The following is a 24,185-nucleotide window of genomic DNA, read 5'->3' as shown; positions in this document are numbered from 1 at the left end:
TCTCCTGTAGCAGTTCTGTCCGTCTCATGGCTCACCTCCTTGGTGATCATGAAACCGGACAAATCACGTGCTACAAGTCCGGACAGTTTATTTGCTCCCAACACCTGAACACCCAAACCTTTGCTATTTGACGCAAAATCAGGCAAAATCTGCGCACTCTGATTATAGCCCCCTGTGGGCAATCCCAACGCACAAGGTTGTTGAGGTCCTTTAATAGATGGCGAAAGAAGATGCAATAGAAATGGAAGGCACCGTCATTGAGACGCTGCCGAACACCATGTTCCGGGTTCAGCTGGAAAACGGTCACATTGTGACCGCACATATTTCCGGGAAAATGCGCAAGCACTACATCCGCATTCTCACCGGCGACAAGGTCAAGGTCGAGCTGACACCCTATGATCTGAGCAAGGGCCGCATCGTTTACCGCGCCCGCTGAGACCAATTCAAGGTTGTGCATCGTGAAAAAGGGAGCCGAAGCTCCCTTTTTGCTTTGCGTTGCAGCAAACCGGCTCAGGTTGAGGCCGACTCATCAGCCAGTGCGCGAACCGCCGGGTCAAAGGTGAATACCAGCTCACCATCCCGCTCATCCACGTGCACCACACCCCCATTTTCCGCCAGATCCCCGAAGAGGATATGCTCGGCCAGCGGCTTCTTGATGCGCTCCTGAATGAGCCGGGCCATCGGACGAGCCCCCATCTTCTCGTCGTAGCCATGTTCGGCAAGCCAGACCTTGGCGCCGTCAGATACCTCAAGCTGCACGCGCTTCTCGTCCAGTTGTGCCTGCAGTTCAGTGAGGAACTTGTCTACCACATGACTGATGGTGGCCGGCGTCAGCGCACGGAACTGGATAATGGCATCCAGACGGTTTCGGAACTCCGGCGTAAATGCCCGGTTGATGATTTCCATCGCGTCCGTGGAGTTGTCCTGATGCTGAAAGCCAATGGACCGCTTGTTGAGCACTTCGGCCCCGGCGTTGGTCGTCATGACCAGAATGACATGACGGAAATCGGCCTTGCGTCCATTGTTGTCCGTTAGCGTGCCATGGTCCATGACCTGCAGCAGCAGGTTGAACACTTCCGGATGTGCCTTCTCGATTTCATCCAGCAGCAGCACACAGTGCGGATGCTTGTTCACGGCCTCCGTCAACAGACCGCCCTGATCGAAGCCTACATATCCCGGCGGAGCACCAATCAGGCGGGAAACCGTATGCCGCTCCATGTACTCGGACATGTCAAAGCGTACCAGCTCGATCCCGAGAATCTTGGCAAGCTGCCGCGTCACCTCCGTCTTGCCAACCCCCGTCGGACCGGCAAACAGGAATGCGCCTTCCGGTTTTTCCGGAGACTTGAGCCCGGCACGTGAGAGCTTGATGGCGGTCACAAGCGCCTCGATACCCTCGTCCTGACCGAAGACAACCATCTTCAGGTTGCGCTCGAGGTTGCGCAGCTTGTCCTTGTCCGTTGCCGAAATGGTCTTGGCCGGCACACGCGCGATGGAGGCCACGACCTGCTCGATGATGTCCACGTCGATCACGCGACTGCGCTCACCTTCCGGCTTCAGGCGCTGGCTGGCCCCGGCCTCGTCAATCACGTCGATGGCCTTGTCCGGCATGTGCCGGTCGTTGATGTAGCGATCAGCCAGGACGGCCGCCGCTCGCAGCGCCTCATCCGTATATTCCACTTCGTGGTGCGCCTCAAACTGCTTGCGCAGTCCCCTGAGAATTTCCACGGTATCCTCTACAGAGGGCTCCACCACATCCACCTTCTGGAACCGGCGTGCCAGTGCACTGTCCTTCTCGAAAATGCCACGGAATTCAGTAAAGGTTGTGGACCCGATGCAACGAATCTCCCCTGAACTCAGCAGTGGCTTGAGCAGGTTGGAGGCATCCATGACACCACCGGAAGCCGAACCGGCACCGATGATGGTGTGGATTTCATCAATAAACAGAATGGACTTTGGCTGCTTCTTGAGATCCTTGAGCAGCGCCTTGAAACGCTTCTCGAAGTCGCCACGGTATTTGGTGCCGGCCAGCAGCGCACCCAGATCCAGCGAGTAGACCACGGCGTCCTTGATAACATCAGGGACATTGCCCTCCACGATCTGCTTGGCCAGACCCTCGGCGATGGCCGTCTTGCCCACGCCGGCCTCACCCACCAGCAGCGGGTTGTTCTTGCGCCGGCGCGAGAGAATCTGAATGACCCGTTCCACTTCCTTCTCGCGGCCGATCAGCGGATCAATCCGCCCCTGACGTGCCTGTTCGTTGAGATTGGTCGCGTAGGATTCCAGCGGTTTCGGGCCACCGGCATCTTCCATGGTTTCCTCGGAGGATTCGCTCTCCTGCGGACGCTCCTGCTCATTTCCCACCTTGCTGATCCCGTGGGAAATGTAATTGACCACATCAATGCGTGCGATGTTCTGCTTCTTGAGCACGTAGACGGCCTGACTTTCCTGTTCGGAGAAAATGGCCACCAAGACGTTTGCACCCGTTACTTCCTTCTTGCCGGAAGACTGGACATGGAATACGGCCCGCTGCAGGACACGCTGAAAACCGAGTGTCGGCTGGGTTTCCCGATCCGGATCATTGCTCGGAATCAGGGGGGTCGTGGAATCCACAAATTCCGTCAGCTCGTTACGAAGCTGCTGCAGATCCGCACCACAGGCCGCCAGGACACGTGCGGCTGAATCATTGTCGAGCAATGCGAGAAGCAGGTGCTCAACGGTCATGAATTCATGCCGTTTCTCCCTGGCGTTCTTGAATGCAGCATTCAAGGTCAGTTCGAGATCTTTGCTCAGCATTGCTCACCTCTGGCCTAATCGGCTCTTTCAATTTCGCACATTAGCGGGTGCTCGCATTCGGAAGCGTACTGATTCACCTGCATCGCCTTTGTTTCGGCAATATCGCGGGTGTACACCCCACACACCGCCTTTCCCTGCGTGTGCACGGTCAGCATGACCTGAGTCGCTCTGGACTCGGACATGCCGAAGAACCTCATCAAAACCTCCACGACGAAGTCCATCGGGGTGTAGTCATCATTCATCATGACAACCTTGTACATGGAGGGTTTGCGCACCTGCGGTTTCGCAGGAGCGACCTTCAGATCACCTTCGTGATCCCCCTCCTCCTCATGCGGTCCCTGATTCAATATTAGACGAGGACTTTCTGGATTTCCCATAGCTGCCGGATTAAATTTGATTTAAAGCTGTAACGCTTTGTGAACCCCGCCCAGGCACCGGACTGCCACGCATACGTTGTGTCCGTGCACTCTCATACAGTTATGGATGCCAAAGTGCCGGGTTTCAAGCACTTTTTTCCACATGGGCGGTACCATTTTTGATCAATGCTCTTATAATACCTTTTTGGAGAGTATCAAACTAGGCGTTCAGCCGGGCGTCATTCGGGCCTGGATGGCCCTGGCGGAAGTCGTTTGAGCCGCTCAACAAACAATAATAAATGGGCGCTGCCCGCAACCTTCCGAGACAAGGGAGTCGATCATGCCTCAAGGTAAAGTCAAATGGTTCAACAATGCAAAGGGTTACGGATTCATCATCGCGGATGAAGACTGGCCCGAACTCGCCGGCGAAGATCTCTTCGTGCATTTTTCCTCCATCCAGATGGAAGGCTACCGAACCCTGAAGGCCGGGCAGAGTGTCCTTTTCGATACTCAGCCTTCCGGAAAGGGACTCCATGCCGTCAATATCATTCCGCTGGATGAGGATGGCAATCCCGTCAAATCCCAGCCCAAGCGAGAGCCTGACCACGCGGGAGAAAGCCAGCCCTCTGCACAGCCGGAATCCGCTGACAGCAACGCCAAGGCAGAACACCTGATTCACGCCTGAGATGCGGCAGGCGCAGCAGGCGATGCCTGCTGCCGGGTACAATGGGTGCAGGACAGCGCCCCACAATGCGGGGCGCGGGTTGCTTGCGGCTCAGTCATCCATGTGGTCGATGATGGCTTCACCAAACTCCGAGCATCTGAGCAGGGTGGCATCCGGCATCAGGCGCTCGAAGTCATAGGTGACCGTCTTCGCCTCAATGGCGCGCGAGATCCCCTTGAGCACCAGATCCGCCGCCTCGGTCCAGCCCATGTGACGCAGCATCATTTCGGCAGAAAGCACCAGTGACCCCGGGTTGACCTTGTCCTTGCCCGCGTACTTGGGCGCCGTACCGTGGGTCGCTTCGAAGATGGCAATGGATCCCCCCAGATTCGCACCCGGAGCAATACCGATTCCACCCACTTCTGCGGCCAGCGCATCGGAAATGTAGTCACCATTGAGATTCAGGGTGGCGATCACGCTGTACTCATCTGGCCGCATGAGAATCTGCTGCAAAAAGGCATCCGCAATGACATCCTTGATGATGATGTCCTTCCCGGTCTTCGGATTCTTCATGACATGCCAGGGCCCGCCGTCCAGCGGTTCAGCACCGTAACGCTCGCGCGCCAGCTCGTACCCCCAGTCCCTGAAGGCACCTTCCGTATATTTCATGATGTTGCCCTTGTGAACCAGGGTAACGGAAGGTTTGTCATTGTCGATGGCATACTGGATGGCCTTTCTGACCAGGCGTTTGGTGCCCTCTTCCGAGACCGGCTTGATGCCGATACCGCAATGCTCCGGGAAACGGATCTGGGTGACGCCCATTTCCTCCTGCAGGAAGCGGATGATTTTCTTCGCCTCAGGGCTGTCTGCCTTCCACTCGATCCCCGCGTAGATGTCTTCCGAGTTTTCACGAAAGATGACCATGTCGGTCTTCTCCGGACAGCGCACCGGTGACGGCACCCCCTTGAAATAGCGTACCGGGCGCATGCAGACATAGAGATCGAGCTTCTGGCGCAATGCCACGTTCAGGGAGCGGATGCCCCCGCCGACCGGCGTGGCCAGTGGCCCCTTGATGCCCACGGAAAACTCGCGGAAGGCTTCCAGCGTTTCTTCCGGCAGCCACACATCCGGGCCATAGACCCGCGTGGCCTTTTCGCCGCAATAGACTTCCATCCACGCAATGGCCCGACGCGTACCGTAGGCCTTGTCAACCGCCGCGTCGACAACCTTTCGCATGACCGGCGTGATGTCCACACCAATACCGTCGCCCTCGATAAAAGGTATAATCGGATGGTTGGGGACATTGAGTGAAAGGTCCGCATTGACGCCGATTTTGTCGCCGTCAGCGGGTACCCGGATTTTTTCGTATCCCATGTGTCGCTCCATTTGTCATGACTCGGACCCTGCCCCGGCCAGTTGGGCCTTTCGGGCACATCTATTTGTAGTTTTATTACAGCACCACAAGTATATCACGAGATAAAAGTAATTTTGTTACATCGCAAGGATCCCCCCACATGTCAGCCCTCATTCTCTTCAACAAGCCCTTCAGGGTCATGTCTCAGTTCAGCCCCAGTGGAGACAAGCGCACCCTGGCAGAATTCATTCCGGTTCCGGGCGTGTACCCTGCCGGAAGGCTGGATTTTGACTCGGAAGGACTGCTGATCCTGACGGATGATGGCCGCTGGCAACATCGCATCGCACACCCCAAAACCAAGTGCCCGAAAACCTACTGGGTTCAGGTGGAGGGAGACATCACGGACGCCGCACTGAATCAGCTGCGCCGGGGGGTGACTCTGAAAGATGGCCTGACCCTGCCTGCCGAGGCTGAGCACATGACCGAGCCCGAATCACTCTGGCCGCGCACTCCGCCCGTCCGTTTTCGCCAATCCATTCCGACCAGTTGGATCAGACTGACAATCCGCGAGGGTCGCAACCGGCAGGTCCGCCGCATGACTGCAGCGGTCGGCTTCCCTACACTACGCCTGATCCGCTATGCTGTGGGCGACTGGACATTGGACGGGCTGCCCCCGGGTGAATGGCGTCGCATCGATGTCCCGACGCTGACAACCACTCATGATCATACCCGGCCCACGGCACGCCCAGGCAACAAGAGGAATACTGCCCATGCAACGCTGGACACCGCGCGCCACCGTCGCGCTCGTCGTGGAAAAAGACGGTAAGTTTCTGGTCGTCAAGGAAAAGGTCAAGGGCAAGCCGGTCTACAATCAGCCGGCAGGCCATATCGAAAAGGGTGAATCCATTCTCGAGGCCGCATTGCGGGAAGCCCTGGAAGAAACTGCCTGGAAGGTCGAGCTGACCGATTTTCTGGGCATCTACGTTCTGCACGTACCGGCCCGTGACGTGACCTACCATCGTTATGCCTTCGTCGCACGCCCGGTGGAACGCAAGCCCCTGCCTCTGGATCCGGATATCCTTTCCACACACTGGCTGACTGCGGAGGAACTGCGCGCCCAGCCGGAGGCCCTGCGCAGCCCGCTGGTCATGCAGTGCATCGACGATTACCTGGCGGGGCGTCGCCTGCCGCTCGACACCATCCGAGAAACCCGTCTGGATATCTGACAACGGCTGCATCGCCGGGCATCAGACGCTATAATGCCCGGCTCCCATCAAATGGCAGGTCACAGCAACTCATGCAGGCTGCGAAGCAGAAAAAAGTGATTGTCGGCATGTCCGGCGGCGTGGATTCCTCAGTCTCGGCCCTGATCCTCAAGGCTCAGGGCTATCAGGTGGAAGGCCTGTTCATGAAAAACTGGGACGAGGATGACGGTACCGAATACTGCACCGCCATGACCGACCTGGAAGACGCCCGCAAGGTGGCGGAAGCCCTCGACATTCCTCTGCACACGGCAAGCTTCTCCGCCGAGTACTGGGACCGGGTATTCGAACATTTTCTGGCTGAATACCGGGCGGGTCGCACCCCCAACCCGGACATCCTCTGCAACAAGGAAATCAAGTTCAAGGCGTTTCTGGAATACGCCCTGACACTGGGCGCGGATTACATCGCAACCGGGCATTATGCCCAGCGAATGGGTCAGGGCACCGACACCTGGCTCATCAAGGGTGCCGATCCCGGCAAGGAACAGACCTATTTCCTGCATGCCGTGCCCGCCGGCGCGCTGGCGCGCACACTCTTTCCGGTCGGTGGCATGCACAAGAAGGATGTGCGGGCCATTGCGGCACGTCACGGACTGGCCACGGCAACAAAGAAGGACAGCACGGGCATCTGCTTCATCGGGGAGCGCAAGTTCACGGATTTTCTCAGGACTTACCTTCCTGCGCAGCCGGGAGACATCGTGACCGAAGACGGACAGGTCATCGGCCGGCACAACGGCCTGATGTATCACACCATCGGTCAGCGCCAGGGATTGGGCATTGGCGGCCTGAAAGACTTTCCCGAAGCACCCTGGTATGTCGCGGACAAGGATCTGGAGAACAACCAGCTGGTGGTTGTGCAGGGCAAGGATCACCCCCTGCTCTACCGCCAGACTCTGGAAGTCGCTCACATCGACTGGATCAACGGATCCCCCGATCACTTTCCATTGCGGGCCATGGCCAAGATCCGCTATCGCCAGGCTGACCAGCCCTGTACCGTGCACCGATCCGGATCCGGCTATCGCATCCATTTCGACAGCCCGCAACGGGCGGTCACACCGGGTCAGTCACTGGTGCTCTATGATGGCATACGGTGCCTGGGCGGCGGCGTCATCGAGCAGGCATTGACATGAACCTGACCCCGCAGGAAGAACAGGTCATTGCCCTTGCCGGGGTCTTTCAGGCCGGTGCACTCGTGGATCAGCTCGCCCGCCAGGGCATGGCCGGTCAGACAGCAATCAACGCCACTCTGGGCAGCCTGTTCGTCAGACATCCCGATTCGGCACTGGATGTGTTCGGTGACCTTTTTGCCCTGCAAACCGGACTTCAGGAGTTGCGCGCCCTGCTGGCCCGCGAAAATGATCCGTCACGGATCAACGCGCTCCGGTATGCCATCACCCTGCTTTACCTAGAAGGCAAACTCAACAAGAAGCCGGTTCTGCTGGCACGCATCGGAGAGTTCCTGGATCAACTGGGAGAGGTTTCCGGCGCAGACCTGCAGGATGAAGCGGTACTGGCCACCCTGGCCAACGCCTACTCCGCAACCGTCGGCACACTGTCTCAGCGCATCCGTGTCGTGGGCGACCCTCAATATCTGAAGCCGGAAGCCAGTGCCAACCGGATTCGTGCCCTGCTGCTGGGCGGTATCCGGGCAGCCCGCCTGTGGCGCCAGCTTGGAGGCCGCCGCTGGCATCTGCTGGTACGTCGCCGCCGCCTGCTGGAGACCTGCGAGGCATTACTCCACCGCTGAGTCGTGTTATACTTTTCGCCCCCTTTTTCACCTAGCCAACCAGGAATTTCAACATGGTTCTGACGACGCTGACTGCTCTTTCACCGGTCGATGGCCGCTATGCCGACAAGGTTCATGCCCTGCGCAACCACTTCTCCGAGTTCGGGCTGATCCGTGCCCGTGTTGAAGTGGAAATCCGCTGGCTGCAACAACTGTCCCGCCACCCGGGGATTGACGAACTGCCTGCTTTCAGCGAAGCCACCCATGCCTGGCTTGATGCGCTGGTTGGAGGCTTTCAGGAAGCCGACGCACAGCGCATCAAGGAAATCGAGCGCACCACGAATCACGACGTCAAGGCCGTCGAGTACTTCATCAAGGAGCAGTTTGACCGGCCCGACGCTCCCGACGAACTGAAAGAGGCCAGGGAATTTGTACACTTTGCCTGCACCTCCGAGGACATCAACAACCTTTCGCATGCGCTCATGCTCAAGGGCGGCCTTGCCGAAATCCGGCCCTTCATGCAGCAAATCATCGACAAGCTCAGTGAGCAGGCTGAAAACTGGGCGGATGTACCCATGCTGTCCCGCACCCACGGGCAGACAGCGTCCCCCACCACAGTGGGCAAGGAGCTGGCCAACGTGGCTTATCGCCTGAAGCGTCAACTCAGACAGATAGACGAAGTGGAGCTGCTGGGCAAGATCAATGGTGCGGTCGGCAACTACAACGCACATCTGAGCGCCTACCCGGATATTGACTGGGAAGCCAATGCACAGGCCTTTGTGACCTCCCTGGGACTGAGCTGGAACCCCTATACCACACAGATCGAGCCGCACGACTATATCGCCGAGCTGTTTGATGCCTTCTGTCGCTTCAATACCATTCTCATTGATCTGGACCGGGACATCTGGGGCTACATTTCCCTGGGCTACTTCAAGCAACGCGTCATCGCCAATGAAGTCGGTTCGTCCACCATGCCACACAAGGTCAACCCGATCGATTTCGAGAACAGCGAGGGCAACCTTGGCCTGGCCAACGCCATCCTGACCCACCTGGCTCAGAAGCTGCCCGTCAGCCGCTGGCAGCGTGATCTGACCGATTCGACCGTTCTCCGCAACCTGGGTGTCGGGCTGGCCCACTCGCTCATCGCGTATCAGGCAACACTGAAGGGGCTGAACAAGCTTGAACTCAACGCCGAGCGCGTCGCGCTGGACCTCGACAGCGCCTGGGAAGTGCTGGCCGAACCGGTTCAGACGGTCATGCGCCGTTTTGGCATCGAGCAGGCCTATGAAAAACTCAAGGCCTTTACCCGCGGCAAGGCAATTACCCGTGAAACCATGACCGACTTCATCGAAAGCCTTGACCTGCCGGAGGCGGCCAAAAACGCGCTCAAGGCGCTGACACCCGCGACCTATACCGGCAATGCCGCCGACCAGGCACGACGCATCCGCAGTCAGGACAAGCCATGAAGCTGAACCTGGGCGAGCTGACGCCCGGGCGTTTTCTGTCAGACTACTGGCAGAAGCGCCCGCTCCTCATCCGTCAGGGACTGGAAGGCTTCGGTTTTGATCTGGATGCCAATGACCTGGCAGGCCTCGCCATGGAGGAAGACGTCGAATCACGGATCGTCTGGGAGTCACGCCATGGCAAGCCCTGGCAACCCGAGAACGGTCCCTTTGACGAGCGCACGCTGAGCAACATGCCCGATCGCGGCTGGACGCTGCTTATCCAGGGCCTTGATCACTGGCACCGCCCTCTGGCCGCACTGCTTGACCTGTTCCGCTTCATTCCCAACTGGCGCCTGGACGATATCATGGCGTCCGTTTCCCCGGATGGCGCAAGCGTCGGCCCTCATTTTGACTATTACGACGTTTTCCTGATCCAGGCCGAAGGCAGAAAGCGCTGGCATGTGGGTCCCGTATGTGACGAAACCAGTCCCCGGGTTGCAGGAACCCCCTTGCGCATCCTTGCGGACATGGCCGTGACCGATAGCTGGGTTCTGGAACCCGGTGACATTCTCTATCTGCCGCCGGGTGTGGCTCACCATGGCATAGCGGACGGTTTTTCGATTACCCTGTCCGTAGGCTTCCGAAGCCCCACGCTCACCGAGGTGGCATCAGCCTGGCTTGATCAGCTCGAACTGGACGCCATTGCCCCCCTGCATGTGGATGATCTGGTGAGCACGCCGCAATCCCGCCCGGGCTGGCTGGATCCGCGCGTGGTCCGGAACGCGAGGGAGGCGCTGGTCACACAACTGCTGACCGAAAGCCGGCTCACGCGCACCCTGCTGAGACTCTCTACCGAGCCGAAGCACTCCGGTATCGTGATTCCACCCGAAGAACAGGTGACCATCTCCGAAGTGGCCGACGCAGGTCTGCAAGGCTGGCTCTGGAATGAAGGATCCAGGTATGTCTATACCCGCATTGGTGATACGCTCTGCCTGGCCGTGGACGGCACACTCTTTGATTTGCCACATGCCCTCGAACCTTTTGCGGCCGCCCTGTCGGCCCGGTCCGCCCCGGATCTTTCCGTCGTGTATGAGCTGAGCGCCGATGATCAGGAACTGGCATGGTCCGTACTCACTGCGCTGATCAATCAGGGCAGTCTGGTGCAGGAAGCCGCATGATCGCGCACATCCGGATACTTGCCTGGGACAGCCCGGAACAACAGGTGCTCAGACACATCCGGGAGACGGTGTTCATCCGGGAACAAGGCGTGCCCGAATCCCTGGAGTGGGATGAACATGACCCCCGGGCCCTGCATTTTCTCTACTACTCGGAGCACGGCGAACCCGTCGCCTGCGCCAGGCTCGTGCCTGAAGAGAGCCAGGCCCGCATCGGCCGCATGGCGGTACTGCCCGACCACCGCCGCCGGGGTATCGCCCGCAGCCTGCTCCGTTATGTGCTCAATTACGCCCGCTCCGAGCCCTTTCAGCGTGCCGTTCTGTCGGCCCAGACCCAGGTCGCGGATTTTTATGCTTCCGAAGGATTCGTTACCGAAGGGGAGGTTTACGAGGAGGCAGGAATCCCCCACATCCGCATGACCCTTCAACTCCGGGAAGCGCCATCCGAGACGCCTCAGGTGGTAGGCAAGGACCGCCAGAGCCATCAACTGACGCAATGGGAAGACATTTCGGCACATCTGGTGTGCCTGATCCGTCAGTGCACACACCGGCTGGATATTGTCACGGATACCCTGCCCGCTGCGCTTTTCGGGCACCCGGATATTGCAGAAAGGTTGAAATATCTGTCACGCCGCCGTAACCAGCCCAGCGTCCGCATGATTATTCGCGAGCCGGCACAATGCATGCAGCAAAGCGGCGAGCTCCATTCCCTGCTGGGCAGGCTGAGCACCGCACTGGATCTGCGACAACCGCTGCCTGAAGCCAGGTCCGCTGATGAACCGCAATATGTCATCGTGGATGAAATGGCAGTGCTTTACCAGCACCGAACCAGCTATCCGGAGGGGTTTGCCTGCTACTACGATCCGGCGCGGGCACGCATGCTGACCTCAGACTTTGAAGCCCTGTTCAGCCGTTCAGTACCCTGCCCGGAATTTCGTCAGCTGTCACTCTGACGGCGGACAGGCACCGGTTCGGCCTGTGCGGACCGGGCATACGCCGCCCAGCGACCGAAAAACAGATAATTGGGCCAGGCCACCAGCACAACCAGCTCCAGAATCCGGCCCAGCGGCAGCAGCACGGCAAGCAGCGTGAGCGTCCAGACGGTCATTCGGAATGCGTCACGACACAGGACAAAGCGCTCCCGCTCATCCAGCCCGTCCTGGGGAATCCAGCGTGCAATCCAGTTCATGAAATAGGTGTCTTCTCGGGCGGCCAGCAAGGCGCGTTGACGGGGTGTGAGCATCGGCGCATCTCCCAGGGCATTAGACTAAAGTCGTATACGCTCAAAGTATACGCCATGATCAATTAATGATCAGCTCTGAAATGTAAAACTTTGTATCCTGGCTCCACTCCCGGCGCCAGTTTCCCGTCCGACTGTACACAGCGAATCAGTCCAGCGCCCGGACTTCCTCTTCTTCCCGGTTGGCTTCCTCGTGTATGAGGTTTCTCAGCCAGATATGATCCGGATTATGCTGAAGCAGCGGACTCCAGGCCATCTTGAGCTCGATTTCAGGAATGGGAAAGGGCACCTCGCGGATCACCAGTTCCGGATTGTCCCGCTGCAGCAACGCCGCCCGGGTGGGCAGCGTGGCGATGAGATCATGCTGCTGGGCAAGCAGGCTCGCCACCTGGTAATGACGGGTAAACACGCTGATCTGCCGCGTCTTGCCGAGCCTGGACAAGGCATCATCGACCCAGCCGAGTCGCTGGACATCCTTGGGGTTCATGCCCACCCCCACACCAAACCCGGTCTTGCTGACCCAGATATGCTTGGCCTTGAGATAATTCTCCAGCGTAAAGTCATAGACCAGCGGATTGTGCACGCTCAACAGGCACGAAAAACCATCACGCCAGATGGTCTTCTGATGAAAGGACTGGGGGATCTTGTCAAAGCGGTTGATGGCCATATCCACCCGCCCCTGTTCCATATCGTGGAAAGCCACATCGGACGGTGTCAGGATATCCAGAATGACATTCGGCGCCACCCGGCGAATCCGGCCAAGCACACGCGGAATCACCGTACTTTCGGCGTAGTCACTGGCCATGATGCGGAAAACGCGCTGACTGGTGGCCGGATTGAATCGTGTCTTGGGCTGAACGATCAGTTCAATCTGATCCAGCACCTGCCTGACCCGCGGATGCAGTTCCAGCGCACGGGCGGTGGGTACCATGCCGTCACTGGTACGAATGAGCAGGGGATCATCGAATACATCCCGCAAACGCTTGAGCACGTTGCTCATGGCGGGCTGAGTGATACCCGTCATCTGCGCGGCACGCGTGACGTTCTTTTCACGCAGAAGCGCATCAAGGTAGACAAGGAGATTGAGATCAATTCTGGAAAGGTCCATGCCGCATGGCTCACTGCTTTGTCTGACACGTCACAGTATAGACGTGTTCGCGGCCGGATAAAGTGGCGTCCCCTAGGGGAGTCGAACCCCTGTTACCGCCGTGAAAGGGCGGTGTCCTAGGCCTCTAGACGAAGGGGACGCTAGGAAAAGTGGTGGAGCCAAGGAGGATCGAACTCCTGACCTCAACGCTGCCAGCGTTGCGCTCTCCCAGCTGAGCTATGGCCCCACGCGTCGTAACGGGTGCGTATATTATGGATCGCCCTTCCCCGCGTCAACCCCTTTTTTCAATTTTGTTGGGAGCAAATAAACTGTCCGGACTTGTAGCACGTGATTTGTCCGGTTTCATGATCACCAAGGAGGTGAGCCATGAGACGGACAGAACTGCTACAGGAGATCCGGAAAATGCGATTCGAAGAAGCCTATACGGGATGGACCGAGAAACGGCTGACCCAGGAAGAGGCGGCGCGGCTGCTGGGGGTCTGTGAGCGGACCTTCCGGCGCTATATCGACCGCTACGAGGAGGAGGGCCTCGACGGCCTGATCGACAAGCGCCTGAGTCAGGTTTCCCACCGCAAGGCCCCGGTGGATGAGGTTCTACGCCTCGAGGCGCTCTACAAGGAGCGCTACGACGGCTGGAACATCAAACACTTCTACAGCTTCTACCGCGACCGTCACGGCGGCACACGCAGCTATACCTGGGTACGGAACACCTTGCAGAAGGCAGGCCTGGTCAAGAAGGCACCGGCTCGGGGTAAGCATCGTCGACGCCGCGAGCGGGCGCCCATGGTCGGCATGATGCTCCACCAGGATGGCTCCACCCACGAATGGGTTCCCGGCCACCACTGGGATCTGATCATCACCTTCGATGACGCCACCTCTGAGCACTACTCCATGTTCTTCGTCGAGGAGGAAGGCACGGCTTCGAGCTTCCAGGCCATGCGAGAGGTCATCACCGATCACGGCCTTCCCTCGAGCCTCTATACCGACCGGGGCAGTCACTACTGGCACACCCCCAAGGCCGGCGGCAAGGTCGACAAGTCCAACCTCACCCAGTTCGGCAGGGCCATGGCCCAGCTCGGGGTCGAGATGATCCCCGCCTATTCCCCCGAGGCCCGGGGCCGCTGTGAGCGCCAGTTCGCCACCCATCAGGGACGCCTGCCCAAGGAACTTGCAGCCCAGGGCATTACCACCATGGCGGCGGCCAACCGCTACCTTCGGGAGCACTACCTGCCGGCCTTCAACCGGGAGTTCTGCGTCAAACCCGCCGTCGAGGGCAGCGCCTTCGTGCCTTTCATCGGCCCTGGACTGGACGACATCCTGTGTGAGCAGTACGAACGCACCGTGAACAAGGACAACTGCGTCTCGTTCGAGGGACTCAAGCTGCAGATCCCTGCCGACCGCTATCGGCGCCATTACGTCAAGGCCAAGGTTCGGGTACACCGTTATCCTGATCGCTCCCTGGCGATCTTCCACGGCCCCAGAAGACTGGCCAGTTACACCCCAGAAGGCCTGCCCTTCGACCCCCTCGAACCTATTGATCAGGCACCGGCCAACGTCCGCTGCCAAGTCTGATCATCAGTGGACCCAAAGCGGACAGTTTATGTGCTACAAAACCGGACAGTTCTATTTGTTGCTAACACCCCTTTTTTCAATTTTTGTTGGGAGCAAATAAACTGTCCGGACTTGTAGCACGTGATTTGTCCGGTTTCATGATCACCAAGGAGGTGAGCCATGAGACGGACAGAACTGCTACAGGAGATCCGGAAAATGCGATTCGAAGAAGCCTATACGGGATGGACCGAGAAACGGCTGACCCAGGAAGAGGCGGCGCGGCTGCTGGGGGTCTGTGAGCGGACCTTCCGGCGCTATATCGACCGCTACGAGGAGGAGGGCCTCGACGGCCTGATCGACAAGCGCCTGAGTCAGGTTTCCCACCGCAAGGCCCCGGTGGATGAGGTTCTACGCCTCGAGGCGCTCTACAAGGAGCGCTACGACGGCTGGAACATCAAACACTTCTACAGCTTCTACCGCGACCGTCACGGCGGCACACGCAGCTATACCTGGGTACGGAACACCTTGCAGAAGGCAGGCCTGGTCAAGAAGGCACCGGCTCGGGGTAAGCATCGTCGACGCCGCGAGCGGGCGCCCATGGTCGGCATGATGCTCCACCAGGATGGCTCCACCCACGAATGGGTTCCCGGCCACCACTGGGATCTGATCATCACCTTCGATGACGCCACCTCTGAGCACTACTCCATGTTCTTCGTCGAGGAGGAAGGCACGGCTTCGAGCTTCCAGGCCATGCGAGAGGTCATCACCGATCACGGCCTTCCCTCGAGCCTCTATACCGACCGGGGCAGTCACTACTGGCACACCCCCAAGGCCGGCGGCAAGGTCGACAAGTCCAACCTCACCCAGTTCGGCAGGGCCATGGCCCAGCTCGGGGTCGAGATGATCCCCGCCTATTCCCCCGAGGCCCGGGGCCGCTGTGAGCGCCAGTTCGCCACCCATCAGGGACGCCTGCCCAAGGAACTTGCAGCCCAGGGCATTACCACCATGGCGGCGGCCAACCGCTACCTTCGGGAGCACTACCTGCCGGCCTTCAACCGGGAGTTCTGCGTCAAACCCGCCGTCGAGGGCAGCGCCTTCGTGCCTTTCATCGGCCCTGGACTGGACGACATCCTGTGTGAGCAGTACGAACGCACCGTGAACAAGGACAACTGCGTCTCGTTCGAGGGACTCAAGCTGCAGATCCCTGCCGACCGCTATCGGCGCCATTACGTCAAGGCCAAGGTTCGGGTACACCGTTATCCTGATCGCTCCCTGGCGATCTTCCACGGCCCCAGAAGACTGGCCAGTTACACCCCAGAAGGCCTGCCCTTCGACCCCCTCGAACCTATTGATCAGGCACCGGCCAACGTCCGCTGCCAAGTCTGATCATCAGTGGACCCAAAGCGGACAGTTTATGTGCTACAAAACCGGACAGTTCTATTTGTTGCTAACACCCCTTTTTTCAATTTTTTTTCGTACTCTGATCCTGCGGGGGTTATTCATCCCTACCAGGCGACGCCGGCACAAAATGGACACGGTAGTCCCGCTCGGCTTCATCTGCCGGTTTCGGCTTGTCAAACAGATAACCCTGCGCCAGATGCACGCCGCATTGCTGCAAGCGCCGCAGCTGTCCGGGGGTTTCCACCCCTTCCGCCACCACTTTCTTGTCCAGATCCAGAATCAAGCGGCAAATCGCCTCCACAATGTGGCCGGCCTCATCCTTTTCGTCCAGTTCCATGACAAAGGAACGGTCAATCTTGACGACATCGAAGGGAAACTGCCGGAGATAGCTGAGCGAAGAGTATCCGGTACCAAAATCGTCCAGCGCGATGGTTGCACCCAGTGCATGCAGATCCGACATGACAAGCCAGGCCTGATCCCGGTCTTCCATCAGGATGCTCTCGGTGACCTCGAACTCCAGATCCCGGCCCTGAAGACCAAAATACTGCAGGGTTTCCTGAATGTAGTCGATCAGCCCGTCATCCGTCAGCTGGCGTGGGGACAAATTGACGGCCAGCGTCAGGGTCGTGTCCTTCAGCCGCTTGCGCACCTCCACCAGCGCCCGGCATCCCAGGTACAACACCTCACGCCCCAGGTCGTTGATCAGTCCGGTTTCTTCCGCCACGGGGATGAAGGCTGCCGGCGGCATCATGCCGCGCTCGGGATGACGCCACCGGACCAATGCCTCGTAGCCCGTTGCCACGCCACGAACCAGATCGACCTTGGGTTGAAGCCAGACCTCAAACTGATGCTGGTGCAAAGCTTCTCTCAGCGCCTGCTCCAGCTCCAGCCGCCGGTGTGCTGAAACATTGAGCGCTTCGGTAAAGAACTGATATCCCCCCTTGCCTTTCTCCTTGGATTCGAACAGTGCCAGGTCTGCACTCTTTAGGAGCTGGTCTGCCGTTTCCCCGTCAACCGGATACAAGGCAATTCCCATGCTGATGGTGATGTTGACGGTATGCCCACCCAGATCGTAGGGCTTGGTCAGGACGTCCTGAATGCGTGCGGCGGCCAGTGATGCCTGGTGTGCCTGACTGAGTCCATCCAGCAAGACGGCATACTGGTCTCCACCCAGCCTCGCTGCCATATCCCGGCAAGGCGAACCCGACGCACCCGAAACATACCCCATCAGTTGCTCCAGCCGCTCTGCCATCTGTTTGAGCAACTGGTCACCTGCCTGATGCCCGTACGCATCATTGATGAACTTGAATCCATCCACATCCAGATGCACCAGCGCAATGACACGCCCGGGGCCCGGCGACCTGTCATCGCGGATACGCCCCTCGAGGATCTGCGTGAATGTCTGCCGGTTTGGCAGTCCGGTCAGCAGATCAAAACGGGACAGCTGATTGATGCGCTCGTAGCTGCTCAACAATCCGTCCAGCAACTCATGCAACGCCCTCTGTATGTCACCCAGCTCGTCGTGCCGGTCGGTGATGGCCTCGGGCAGTGCATGAGATGTCTTGAACAGATCAACCATGTAGCGGATTTGCCGGACGGGAGCCAACACGTGGACATGAGCCAGCCACCACAATATGAGCATGGCACCGGCGGCCGTCAACGCGACAATCACCCAGATCGAGGTCGCGAGTGGTTGCGTCAGCTCCGCCACATGACGCCCCTCCATGACGCCGGAGAGGAACAGGCCGTCTGTCAGCCGCCGGTATCCGCCCCAGAACGCCCCCTCTCCGAATGCGTGCACCCGAGTGAGACTTGACTCGAGGATGCGTGCGGACATTTTCTGGTGCTCGCGAATGCCGGGCATGTCGAGCGTGCTGTCCTGAATCTTTCCGGCGGCATCCACCAGGTGCAGCACCAGGGGAAGTCCGCCGGCCTCCTTCTCCGGCCTGAGCACACTGACAGGAAGCTCCGACATGACGATAACATACCCTCTGAAGCTGTCGGCCGTGACCGGCATATCCAGAGCCTGCCCCAATGCCACCACCTTCCTTGCGGTAACAAAATACATCCTCTGACTGCCCGCATCGCGCTGAAGCCACTGGGTTCTTGCCGGCTTGCCAGCGTACAGCTCACGCAGCCGGACAGGAGAAACCGGCACGATGTCCCCGGTTCGTTCTGCCACCAGTTCCATCCGCCCCTGCTGATCAAGCACCGCAATCCGTGCCAGCGCAGGCTTTACCTGCATGTGCTGGTTGAACAGGTTGATCATGGGTCGGTAGGCGATGGCATAGCGGTTGGCTTCAGGCAATCCCAGATAACGACGGGTGAGATCGTGCTGCGCCAGAAGCTCCATGGTCGCGTGGGTTGACTGAATGACAGCCTGAAGCGCCTGCTCCGCTCTTTGCAGGTTCTCCTCGAGCTGGGCATTGAGCAGCCTTATGCCAGCCTCCCGCATGTACAGCCAGGAGCTCCCGCCGACGATCAGCAATGGAAAAATGAGTACCGGAACCAAGGTCATCAACAGCTTCTGTCTTAACGTCATCCCTGTGACTCCCTTGCTCAAGGATTGCGAAGGCGATTGAACGCCGCTTGCCGCTGCCGAAGAATAGCCGGTGGCAAGGGCCTGAAGCCTTCTGATCTGGCCCGGATATCGGCAGGCGGGTAAATCAGCGGATTCTTGCGGAAATTTTCCGGCAAGAGAGCTTCCGCTTCCGGATTGGCTGTTGCGCAGCGGGTATACCGGCTCAGGCGCGCAGCCACGTCAGGGCGCGCAAGGTACCGGATGAACACCAGCGCGTCCTCCGGATGCGGGGCGGCTTTCAGCAAGGCCACCGTATCCAGCCAGAGATTGGTCCCTTCTTCGGGCACGACGAATGCCAACCGCTCATCAAGCTGCTGCAGTACAAGCCCGTCACCGTTATAGACCATGGCCAGGGTCACACGCCCCCGGGACAAAACGTTATCCGCGTTCAGAGCCGGATAATCCAGAATGGGCCGATGGGTTTTGAGACGCTCCAGCAGCCGGGCAGCCTCCTGATTCTGTTCCGGATCCACACTGTTCAGACTGTAACCCAGTGCTTTGAGAGCCAGACCAAAGGTATCCTTCATGTCATCAATCAGCATGATTCTTCCGTCCAGAGAAGGATCAGGTCTGAACAGCGCCAACCAGGATGTGGGCGGGGCCACCTGATCACGCCGGTAAGCGATACCGACCGTGCCCCAGAGCAGAGGCAATCCGAGTCGCGCATTCACCCCCGGATAACGCTCGCTCCAGGCCAGCATGGCCGCATCGCCTTCCAACGCGTCCAAAGGCCGGATCCATCCCGCCAGGGCATAACCGGGCAGCGACACGGCAGATGTGAGCACCACATCCATCCCTGCTCCGCCATTGAGCGCAAGCAATTCTTCCTTGCCTTCGTCAGAGTCATAATGGATTTCGGTAACGTGAATCCCCGTTTCGCTCTCGAAATCCCTCAGAATGGCCGGATCCATGTATTCGGACCAGTTGTACAGCACGACTTCCCGGGAAGGTGCGCGGGCATGTATCAGCGCAGCATACATGCACAGCAGCAGGGTGACCCATCGTTTCATGGCCTGTCAGTTCCTTGATTTCCTGTACCTTCAAGGCTAGCACAGCCGCGATCGTTTGCATGGACTTTGTCCCCCAATTAAAAGGGAGTAGACTTGTTGGCTGTGCACGCCCATGGCGGCGTTTCAACTGCCGGCACCGTCGGTTACCGGTCCGATTCCACAGGGAGAAATTGCTGATGCCAACCTTGATCAAAAAGCTGTTCGGTTCCCGCAAGACCCAGACAAAGCCCCAACAGGAAAAAGTCAACACCTCCGCCGCGAAGCGGGATCTTCCGGACTGGTCAGATAAAGCCAGCATCAAGGCATCACTGGACATGCTGGCAGCACTGGATGATGTCACCTTCACTGAATGGCTGGCCGAACAGCAGGATCCGGCCATTCTGGCGCATGTGATGTTGCTGCCCGACCCGAAACGACGCGAGAAGATTCTTGATCACGTGCTGGCCCTTTACACCTCCACACCGGAGCCCTTCAGATCGGCGTTGGACAAGGCACTGGAAACCCCCGAATCGCACCTTGGCAACCTTTTCAGGGCACTACCGCCCGAAGAAATTCAGCACCTGCTTTCCAGCCAGCCCGTCAGCAGACTGAAATCGCTGGCGCTGGAACATCCGGCAGCCCTGATACGGGAAACCGCCGCCCGCTTGATTCAGGGGCAGGAAGGACTCGAATACCTGGCCAAACACAGCAAGGGCAAGGACAAGACGGTCTATCAGATCGCGCGGCAACGCCTGCGTGTGCTTCGGGAAGCCGAAGAGAAGGCAAATGCGGACCGGGCCAGGGCGAAGGAGCTGCTTGCGGCCATGAAGCAACTGACCGAAACAACGGATGAAGCCCTGTACAGCGGTAGGGTCAGTTCGGCCATGCAGCAATGGGAAACCCTGCCCGGGACAGTACGTGACGCTTTCCGGGATGAATGGCAGGCCCTGGCGGACCGTTGCCTGGCACGGATTGAACAGATGCGTGCCGAAGAAGAGGCCGCCCGGGCAGCTCAGGAAACTTCGCAGCGCAAGCAAAGGGAACGGGAACAGACCTTGCTGACGCTCGAACAGACGATAGAAGACCTCAAGCAGGTCCGACGGCCGGATGCTGCCAGAGTGTCTGCCCTGGACGCACTGTGCAAGACCCAGGAAACACGCTGGCTTGAAGCCAGTCACCACGAAGCCATCGACAAAGCCGAGCAGAAACGCTACCTGGCTGCCATGGGCCTGCTTCACCATTATCTGCTCGCATGCAAGCGTCTGCTTGAGCATGAAGCCGAAGTGGAACGACTCATCGCCTCCACGGATGCGGAAGAGCTGGTGACGCGTGAGAAGACGTTGCGCAAGATCGCCGAGGACGTTCGCTGGCCAACCGAGTTTCCGCTCCCCGAACAGCTCGAAGCCATCCAGAACGTGATCGGGCGCATCGAAACACAACGCAGTGAAGCCCTGGAAGACGAGAAAAAGCGGCTCGAGAAGGCACGCAACCAGCTTGCCAAGCTGGAAACACTGATCGATGAAGGCCACCTCCGGAAAGCCCGGCGCATTGCGAGAGACGTCGGACATCAGCTCAACCTTCTCCCCGAAAGAAAAACACAGTCACTGCGTGCCGAACTGACCCGGCTGACTCAGAAACTTCGGGATCTGGAGGACTGGAAAGGCTTCGCGACACGACCCAAACTGGAAGAACTGATCGAACGGATGCGCCACCTGGCCGGACATTCCATGGAACCACATGCGAAAGCCGAAGCCATCCGTGCGTTGCAGCAGGAGTGGCGGAATCTGGGCGGCACACCGGATCAGAGCCTATGGCATGCCTTCCAGGAAGCGGCCGAAACCGCCTACCAGCCACTCAAGGCCTTCTTTGAGGAAGAAGCCCGTCTCAAGGCGGCCAATCTGGAAAAACGTCAGGAAATTATCGAACAGCTTTCACGCTTCCTGGAAGACTACGATTGGACTGCCCCGGACTGGAAGCTGGTGGACACGGTGAACCGAAAAGCCCGGGAAGAGTGGCGAGCCTGCTTCCCGGTAGACCCGCGCAAGGGCCGGAAACTGCAGAAGCAATTCAATGCGCTTCTGTCCCGACTGGATGAAAAGCTGGACGCGGAACGTACACGCAACGAAAAACTCAAGGAAGACATTGTTCAGCGTGCCGCAGCGCTGGTCAACGAGCCTGACGTCAAGGTCGCCACACGCGAAGCCAAGGCCCTGCAGAAGGAATGGGAACAGGTGGGTATTACCCATTACAAGCGCGACCGTGCGCTCTGGAAAGCTTTCCGTGGACACTGCGATGATATCTTTGCCCGGCTCGGGGAAGCCCGCAAGGCCGAAGAAGAGGCATTGCACGCCCAGAAGGCCCGTGCGGAAGAGCTGCTTGATGCGTTGCAGTCACTTTCCGAAGAAACCGACCCCGGCGCACTGGAAGCTGCGTCTGACAGGCTTCGCAGCGAGTTTACCGAACTCCGGCTCCACCCGCGCGATGCCCAGGCACTGCAGGCACGCTACCGTGATATCGTGAAAACCCTTGAAACCCGTCTGCAGGCCTTGCGCCGCGCTGCCTTCCGGCAGCACCTGGAAGACATTCTCGACAACAAGATTCCCGGGACCTTGCTGCCCGAAGATGCAGACCGCTCCCCGGAAGACAGCCTGTTGCTGCTGGAAATCCTCGCCGGAACGGAATCACCTTCAGACGAGCGGGAGCGTCGCATGGTACTGCAGGTCGAGCGCCTCAATGCCGGCCTCAAGGGCGCCGTACCGGACGATACGGCCACCCAGTTTGAAAGCCTGCTGGCGCGGCTGGCCCGGGATCCGGACTTTGTCGAAGCCCGGCGCCAACGGCTGGACACAGCAGTGGAATCCTTCTGCAACCAAAAGGCCGTCTGAGCTCCGCCGGGTCAGCCCTCACCCGTTGAAGCGGATCGCTGATCCGCTTCAACCTTGGCAATCGCCTCCGCAACGGCCAGCTTTACCCGGCTGCGCATTTCCAGATACTCCCCACTGGGGAGATAGAACGCCATGTCAACACCATGACGGTAATACCGGGGCGGCAGACTGTTCAGTGCCAGACAGGCCGCATCCATCAGGAAATCCTCGTCACCGGCATGGGCTGCCGCCTGCTGGGCCAGCTCTTCAAGCACCATCTTTTCATAGTAGTTGGAAATATTGTCCATGATCGACATGCCACAGTTCTCCTGTCTCGGTTTGCTGTCCTGAGCTTAGACGATCCTGGCCGATTTTGTCAGTTTGAATGATCTGAACGGCCATTCACCCCTCCTCCCGCACGTTTTAGGGTAGAAATGACAATAACATGCATGAGGGGATGCACATGACACAGGATGCCTGGATATACGATGCGGTACGCACACCGCGCGGGCGCGGCAAGAAGGACGGCTCGCTTCACGAGGTCAAGCCGGTCAACCTTCTGGCCGGCGTTCTCGAAGCCCTGCGTGAACGCAACGCGCTGGATACGGCGCAGGTGGATGATGTGGTGATGGGTTGCGTGACGCCCATCGGGGACCAGGGGGCCGATATTGCCAAGACTGCGGCACTGGTGGCCGGCTATGACGAAACCGTCGCGGGCGTCACCCTGAACCGGTTCTGTGCATCCGGACTTGAAGCCGTCAATCTTGCCGCGATGAAAATACGCTCCGGCTGGGAAGACCTGGTGATTGCCGGTGGTGTGGAATCCATGTCCCGCGTCCCCATGGGCAGTGACGGCGGTGCCTGGGCACTGGATCCGGCCACCAATCTCCGCACCGAGTTCATTCCCCAGGGCATCAGTGCGGACCTGATCGCCACCATCGAAGGTTTCGACCGCGACACGGTGGATGCCTTCGCGCTGGAGTCGCAGCAGAAAGCGGCCCGGGCATGGCAGGAACAGCGTTTCGAAAAATCCATCGTGCCGGTGCAGGACCAGAACGGCCTGACCATTCTGGATCGCGATGAATTCATCCGTCCGGATACCACCATGGACGCCCTCGCCAGCCTCAAGCCTTCTTTCGAGATGATGGGCCAGATGGGGTTTGACGCAGTACCGGTGAGAAAGTACCACTGGGTGGAGCAGATTCGTCATGTGCACACGCCGGGCAATTCCTCCGGCATCGTGGATGGTGCGACAGCAGTGCTCATCGGCAGCGAGGCCATGGGCAAACGCCTGAATCTGACACCCCGGGCACGCATTGTCGCCACCGCAGTCACCAGCACGGATCCCACCATCATGCTGACCGGACCGGCACCGGCCAGCCGCAAGGCGCTGGCCAAGGCGGGTCTCACCGCAGATGACATCGACCTTTACGAAGTGAATGAAGCCTTTGCGGCGGTGGTCCTCAAATTCCGGAAGGACATGAACATTCCCATGGAGAAGATCAACGTCAATGGTGGTGCCATTGCCATGGGGCATCCCCTTGGCGCGACCGGCGCCATGATTCTCGGCACGCTGCTCGACGAACTGGAGCGGCGGCAGCTGCGCTATGGACTGGCCACACTCTGTGTGGGCGGCGGCATGGGCATCGCAACCATCATTGAACGCGTATAGG

At 59.0% G+C, this 24,185-nt stretch carries 21 protein-coding genes and 2 tRNA genes; 13 read left to right on the top strand and 10 right to left on the bottom strand.

Annotated elements, in window-relative coordinates:
- Positions 1-217 precede the first annotated feature (217 nt).
- A complete protein-coding gene (gene infA / locus AAIA72_RS02420) occupies positions 218-436 on the top strand; it encodes a translation initiation factor IF-1 (RefSeq protein ID WP_369601860.1) in 219 nt (72 codons plus the stop codon).
- A 74-nt stretch (positions 437-510) separates the two neighbouring features.
- Here infA and clpA read toward each other — a convergent pair whose 3' ends face one another.
- Together clpA and clpS are read right to left on the bottom strand one after the other, a co-directional pair.
- Entirely contained in the window at positions 511-2,796 is a 2,286-nt protein-coding gene (gene clpA, locus AAIA72_RS02415) for an ATP-dependent Clp protease ATP-binding subunit ClpA (protein ID WP_369601859.1), read from the bottom strand.
- Positions 2,797-2,810: 14 nt separating this feature from the next.
- Positions 2,811-3,173, bottom strand: coding sequence for an ATP-dependent Clp protease adapter ClpS (gene clpS / locus AAIA72_RS02410; protein ID WP_369601858.1), 363 nt, complete (start codon positions 3,171-3,173; stop codon positions 2,811-2,813).
- A gap of 319 nt (positions 3,174-3,492) precedes the next feature.
- Between clpS and AAIA72_RS02405 the strand changes: the two genes are divergently transcribed.
- Positions 3,493-3,837: a cold-shock protein gene (locus tag AAIA72_RS02405; RefSeq protein WP_369601857.1), complete on the top strand. Its 345-nt coding sequence runs from the start codon at positions 3,493-3,495 to the stop codon at positions 3,835-3,837.
- A 90-nt stretch (positions 3,838-3,927) separates the two neighbouring features.
- On the opposite strand, the gene icd is transcribed toward AAIA72_RS02405, so the two are convergent.
- Positions 3,928-5,190 carry an NADP-dependent isocitrate dehydrogenase gene (gene icd / locus AAIA72_RS02400; protein WP_369601856.1) on the bottom strand — a complete coding sequence of 421 codons (1,263 nt, stop codon included), beginning with the start codon at positions 5,188-5,190 and terminating at the stop codon, positions 3,928-3,930.
- Positions 5,191-5,330: 140 nt separating this feature from the next.
- On the opposite strand from icd, the gene AAIA72_RS02395 reads away from it, so the two are divergent.
- The 7 genes from AAIA72_RS02395 to AAIA72_RS02365 all read left to right on the top strand — a co-directional run bounded on the left by AAIA72_RS02395 (position 5,331) and on the right by AAIA72_RS02365 (position 11,731).
- On the top strand, positions 5,331-5,996 hold the full coding sequence (locus AAIA72_RS02395; RefSeq protein ID WP_369601855.1) for a pseudouridine synthase: 666 nt from the start codon (positions 5,331-5,333) through the stop codon (positions 5,994-5,996).
- Entirely contained in the window at positions 5,941-6,396 is a 456-nt protein-coding gene (locus tag AAIA72_RS02390) for an NUDIX hydrolase (RefSeq protein ID WP_369601854.1), read from the top strand. Before AAIA72_RS02395 ends, AAIA72_RS02390 begins: the two co-directional genes overlap by 56 nt.
- Positions 6,397-6,467: 71 nt before the next feature.
- The gene (gene mnmA, locus AAIA72_RS02385; RefSeq protein ID WP_369601853.1) at positions 6,468-7,562 is read left to right on the top strand and encodes a tRNA 2-thiouridine(34) synthase MnmA; all 1,095 of its coding nucleotides are present in this window, start codon (positions 6,468-6,470) and stop codon (positions 7,560-7,562) included.
- Complete coding sequence (gene hflD / locus AAIA72_RS02380; RefSeq protein WP_369601852.1) at positions 7,559-8,179, top strand: high frequency lysogenization protein HflD; 621 nt, start codon at positions 7,559-7,561, stop codon at positions 8,177-8,179. The genes mnmA and hflD overlap by 4 nt, the downstream gene beginning before the upstream one ends.
- A 53-nt stretch (positions 8,180-8,232) precedes the next feature.
- Entirely contained in the window at positions 8,233-9,624 is a 1,392-nt protein-coding gene (purB, locus tag AAIA72_RS02375; RefSeq protein WP_369601851.1) for an adenylosuccinate lyase, read from the top strand.
- On the top strand, positions 9,621-10,781 hold the full coding sequence (locus tag AAIA72_RS02370) for a cupin domain-containing protein (RefSeq protein WP_369601850.1): 1,161 nt from the start codon (positions 9,621-9,623) through the stop codon (positions 10,779-10,781). The genes purB and AAIA72_RS02370 overlap by 4 nt, the downstream gene beginning before the upstream one ends.
- Positions 10,778-11,731, top strand: coding sequence for a GNAT family N-acetyltransferase (locus tag AAIA72_RS02365; protein WP_369601849.1), 954 nt, complete (start codon positions 10,778-10,780; stop codon positions 11,729-11,731). Before AAIA72_RS02370 ends, AAIA72_RS02365 begins: the two co-directional genes overlap by 4 nt.
- On the opposite strand, the gene AAIA72_RS02360 is transcribed toward AAIA72_RS02365, so the two are convergent.
- From AAIA72_RS02360 to AAIA72_RS02345, 4 genes are all read right to left on the bottom strand, one after another.
- A complete protein-coding gene (locus tag AAIA72_RS02360; RefSeq protein ID WP_369601848.1) occupies positions 11,716-12,021 on the bottom strand; it encodes a hypothetical protein in 306 nt (101 codons plus the stop codon). The genes AAIA72_RS02365 and AAIA72_RS02360 overlap by 16 nt on opposite strands.
- 145 nt (positions 12,022-12,166) lie before the next feature.
- Entirely contained in the window at positions 12,167-13,126 is a 960-nt protein-coding gene (locus tag AAIA72_RS02355) for a LysR family transcriptional regulator (RefSeq protein WP_369601847.1), read from the bottom strand.
- 63 nt (positions 13,127-13,189) lie between these two features.
- Positions 13,190-13,265: transfer RNA gene (locus tag AAIA72_RS02350), tRNA-Glu, on the bottom strand.
- Positions 13,266-13,276: 11 nt separating this feature from the next.
- Positions 13,277-13,352: transfer RNA gene (locus AAIA72_RS02345), tRNA-Ala, on the bottom strand.
- Positions 13,353-13,528: 176 nt separating this feature from the next.
- Between AAIA72_RS02345 and AAIA72_RS02340 the strand changes: the two genes are divergently transcribed.
- Positions 13,529-14,698 (top strand): ISNCY family transposase, encoded by a 1,170-nt coding sequence (locus tag AAIA72_RS02340; RefSeq protein WP_369600308.1) that lies wholly within the window; start codon positions 13,529-13,531, stop codon positions 14,696-14,698.
- Between the two features lie 195 nt (positions 14,699-14,893).
- Positions 14,894-16,063: an ISNCY family transposase gene (locus tag AAIA72_RS02335; protein WP_369600308.1), complete on the top strand. Its 1,170-nt coding sequence runs from the start codon at positions 14,894-14,896 to the stop codon at positions 16,061-16,063.
- 109 nt (positions 16,064-16,172) lie between these two features.
- Here the strand turns inward: AAIA72_RS02335 and AAIA72_RS02330 are convergent, their stop codons facing one another.
- Both AAIA72_RS02330 and AAIA72_RS02325 read right to left on the bottom strand, forming a co-directional pair.
- The gene (locus AAIA72_RS02330; RefSeq protein ID WP_369601846.1) at positions 16,173-18,620 is read right to left on the bottom strand and encodes a putative bifunctional diguanylate cyclase/phosphodiesterase; all 2,448 of its coding nucleotides are present in this window, start codon (positions 18,618-18,620) and stop codon (positions 16,173-16,175) included.
- A gap of 17 nt (positions 18,621-18,637) precedes the next feature.
- Entirely contained in the window at positions 18,638-19,669 is a 1,032-nt protein-coding gene (locus AAIA72_RS02325) for a spermidine/putrescine ABC transporter substrate-binding protein (protein WP_369601845.1), read from the bottom strand.
- 176 nt (positions 19,670-19,845) lie between these two features.
- Here AAIA72_RS02325 and AAIA72_RS02320 point away from each other — a divergent pair, with 176 nt between their 5' ends.
- On the top strand, positions 19,846-22,533 hold the full coding sequence (locus tag AAIA72_RS02320) for a DUF349 domain-containing protein (protein ID WP_369601844.1): 2,688 nt from the start codon (positions 19,846-19,848) through the stop codon (positions 22,531-22,533).
- An 11-nt stretch (positions 22,534-22,544) separates the two neighbouring features.
- Here the strand turns inward: AAIA72_RS02320 and AAIA72_RS02315 are convergent, their stop codons facing one another.
- Entirely contained in the window at positions 22,545-22,829 is a 285-nt protein-coding gene (locus AAIA72_RS02315; RefSeq protein WP_369601843.1) for a late competence development ComFB family protein, read from the bottom strand.
- A gap of 146 nt (positions 22,830-22,975) precedes the next feature.
- Here AAIA72_RS02315 and AAIA72_RS02310 point away from each other — a divergent pair, with 146 nt between their 5' ends.
- Complete coding sequence (locus AAIA72_RS02310; RefSeq protein ID WP_369601842.1) at positions 22,976-24,184, top strand: acetyl-CoA C-acetyltransferase; 1,209 nt, start codon at positions 22,976-22,978, stop codon at positions 24,182-24,184.
- Position 24,185: the final 1 nt, after the last annotated feature.

It is taken from the genome of Thermohahella caldifontis, from assembly GCF_041153465.1.
Taxonomy (GTDB): domain Bacteria; phylum Pseudomonadota; class Gammaproteobacteria; order Pseudomonadales; family Oleiphilaceae; genus Thermohahella; species Thermohahella caldifontis.
The sequence above is the reverse complement of the archived record's forward strand: the minus strand, read 5'-3'. Positions and strand labels throughout refer to the sequence as shown.

Coding starts and splice junctions, on each gene's coding strand:
- AAIA72_RS02315 (WP_369601843.1), bottom strand. CDS start 22,829: ATGTCGATCATGGACAATATTTCCAACTACTATGAAAAGATGGTGCTT.
- purB (WP_369601851.1), top strand. CDS start 8,233: ATGGTTCTGACGACGCTGACTGCTCTTTCACCGGTCGATGGCCGCTAT.
- infA (WP_369601860.1), top strand. CDS start 218: ATGGCGAAAGAAGATGCAATAGAAATGGAAGGCACCGTCATTGAGACG.
- AAIA72_RS02360 (WP_369601848.1), bottom strand. CDS start 12,021: ATGCTCACACCCCGTCAACGCGCCTTGCTGGCCGCCCGAGAAGACACC.
- AAIA72_RS02405 (WP_369601857.1), top strand. CDS start 3,493: ATGCCTCAAGGTAAAGTCAAATGGTTCAACAATGCAAAGGGTTACGGA.
- AAIA72_RS02320 (WP_369601844.1), top strand. CDS start 19,846: ATGCCAACCTTGATCAAAAAGCTGTTCGGTTCCCGCAAGACCCAGACA.
- AAIA72_RS02355 (WP_369601847.1), bottom strand. CDS start 13,126: ATGGACCTTTCCAGAATTGATCTCAATCTCCTTGTCTACCTTGATGCG.
- AAIA72_RS02390 (WP_369601854.1), top strand. CDS start 5,941: ATGCAACGCTGGACACCGCGCGCCACCGTCGCGCTCGTCGTGGAAAAA.
- mnmA (WP_369601853.1), top strand. CDS start 6,468: ATGCAGGCTGCGAAGCAGAAAAAAGTGATTGTCGGCATGTCCGGCGGC.
- AAIA72_RS02365 (WP_369601849.1), top strand. CDS start 10,778: ATGATCGCGCACATCCGGATACTTGCCTGGGACAGCCCGGAACAACAG.
- AAIA72_RS02310 (WP_369601842.1), top strand. CDS start 22,976: ATGACACAGGATGCCTGGATATACGATGCGGTACGCACACCGCGCGGG.
- clpS (WP_369601858.1), bottom strand. CDS start 3,173: ATGGGAAATCCAGAAAGTCCTCGTCTAATATTGAATCAGGGACCGCAT.
- AAIA72_RS02330 (WP_369601846.1), bottom strand. CDS start 18,620: ATGACGTTAAGACAGAAGCTGTTGATGACCTTGGTTCCGGTACTCATT.
- AAIA72_RS02325 (WP_369601845.1), bottom strand. CDS start 19,669: ATGAAACGATGGGTCACCCTGCTGCTGTGCATGTATGCTGCGCTGATA.
- AAIA72_RS02335 (WP_369600308.1), top strand. CDS start 14,894: ATGCGATTCGAAGAAGCCTATACGGGATGGACCGAGAAACGGCTGACC.
- clpA (WP_369601859.1), bottom strand. CDS start 2,796: ATGCTGAGCAAAGATCTCGAACTGACCTTGAATGCTGCATTCAAGAAC.
- AAIA72_RS02370 (WP_369601850.1), top strand. CDS start 9,621: ATGAAGCTGAACCTGGGCGAGCTGACGCCCGGGCGTTTTCTGTCAGAC.
- icd (WP_369601856.1), bottom strand. CDS start 5,190: ATGGGATACGAAAAAATCCGGGTACCCGCTGACGGCGACAAAATCGGC.
- AAIA72_RS02395 (WP_369601855.1), top strand. CDS start 5,331: ATGTCAGCCCTCATTCTCTTCAACAAGCCCTTCAGGGTCATGTCTCAG.
- hflD (WP_369601852.1), top strand. CDS start 7,559: ATGAACCTGACCCCGCAGGAAGAACAGGTCATTGCCCTTGCCGGGGTC.
- AAIA72_RS02340 (WP_369600308.1), top strand. CDS start 13,529: ATGCGATTCGAAGAAGCCTATACGGGATGGACCGAGAAACGGCTGACC.